2 protein-coding genes are annotated in these 1944 nt (G+C 48.1%); both read left to right on the forward strand.

Annotated elements, in window-relative coordinates; genetic code table 11:
• Positions 1–690: hypothetical protein (locus AWU74_RS11640; protein ID WP_202966407.1), on the forward strand; the 690-nt coding region annotated here is incomplete at its 5' end.
• A gap of 200 nt (positions 691–890) precedes the next feature.
• On the forward strand, positions 891–1944 hold a 1054-nt coding region (locus AWU74_RS05255), incomplete at its 3' end, for a DNA-methyltransferase (protein ID WP_062328345.1).

Here is a 1944-nt window from a genome sequence, read left to right on the forward strand (position 1 = left end):
TATGCCGTGCAACTGCACAAATACGATTATGACACCCTCCGCTATAAAGACGCCTTCGCGTTTGAAGCGTGGATTGTGCGGCAGTTCGGCGGCACGCCCAACGCGAAACAGCGGGGAGAAATGGGGCTTGACGGAAAAGCCGCCGACGGCGCGCCGATTCAGGTAAAACGCTCCGACAATATCGGGCGCGGCGTCATAGACAATTTCAAATCCGCGGCTGAACGCTTCGATAAAAACCTGTTCGACAAGAATATCGCCGCGCAGAAACCTATCGGGTATATCATCGCCTTTTCCTTCGGCAAAGGAGCCGTTGAGGAGGTTGCCCGCTTAAAAAACAAAGAGGGCCGGATTATCAAACTGGTAACGGTAGAGAGCATCGTCCCCATAGCCGTAAAGCCCGCTATCGGCGTTCATATCAGCGAACTGGAAAAAGACGAAAAAGGCGTTCGCAAAATAGAGTTTGCTGCGGCGGGGGAAAGTCCCGCCGGAATCGAGTTTTATAGCTGGGACTTTGCCTATGACGCGGAAAAAGGGTTTAAACCGGAAGTTTTCATAGACAAAGAGGGCAAACAAATCTATTCGTGCAAGGCAGGGCTTTACCATATCGCCGTTAAAGTTGTGGACAACGACGGGCTTGAAAACATTGAAACCATAAAATTAAAAATAAACGGCAAAATAGAACGGGAATAATAAAACATTAGCGTAAGGGGACAAAAAACAGCGTATAACATACGGTTTGGGCTTCGTTCCCGCGGCTTCCACTCGGCTGTCTCCCGCTCTCGTTCCTCTGTCTTGCCCCGCGCGTCTTTCACCTTTAAGGAGGGGTACCCCATATGCCATTTGAAATTCATATAACATTGTGAGATGATACTTATAAAGAAGGTGTGCCCGTGCCCATAAATAAACTCATCCTCGGCGACAACCTCGAAATCCTCAAAACCATAGAAGCGGACAGCATAGACCTTATCTATCTTGACCCGCCGTTTTTCAGCAACCGTAATTACGAAGTTATCTGGGGAGACGCGGGGGAAACCCGCAGTTTTCAGGACAGGTGGTCGGGAGGAATTGACCATTATATCGGCTGGCTAAAAGAACGGGTAGAAGAAATGTACCGCGTCTTAAAACCCACCGGAAGTATTTTTCTGCACTGCGACTGGCACGCTAACGCAAATATCCGTGTGGATATACTTGATAAACTTTTCGGCAGCGAAAACTTCAAAAATGAAATTGTTTGGTTCTATCACCGGTGGACAAACACCTCTAAAACTTTTCAAAAAATGCACGATACCATATTTTGGTACGGCAAAACCAAAGAAGCGATAACATTCAACAAGAATGGCTATCCTCCGACGTCCAGTCAGTTAAAAAAGTTTGAAAAAGGCTGGGACCAAAATGTTGTGTATCTCAAAAGCAAAAGAGTAAAACAGTATATCGTCTATAACAGAGAGAAGTTTGAAAGGAATTGCAAAAACATTGATACAGACGCCCGATTAGTTTATCGTGAGACCAGCGAATTAAAGATTGCACCGCCTGACGTTTTGGAGTTTTCCGTAATAAACTCTCAAGCGGACGAGTTTATCGGCTACCCCACGCAAAAGCCGGAAGACCTTTTATACAAATTGATTTATACCGCCAGCAACGAAGGCGACACCGTTCTTGACCCGTTTATGGGCGGCGGCACCGCCATAGCCGTGGCGGACAAATTAAACCGTCGCTGGCTTGGCATAGACCAGTCGGCAATGGCGGTAAAAGTTACCGAGCTGCGCCTGCAAAAGCAGCAGGATTTATTCAGCGCGCCCTATGCCGTTCAACTGCATAAATACGATTATGACACCCTCCGCTATAAAGACGCCTTCGCGTTTGAAGCGTGGATTGTGCGGCAGTTCGGCGGCACGCCCAACGCGAAACAGCGGGGAGACATGGGGCTTGACGGAAAAGCCGCCG

This window comes from Treponema endosymbiont of Eucomonympha sp. (assembly GCF_001028545.1).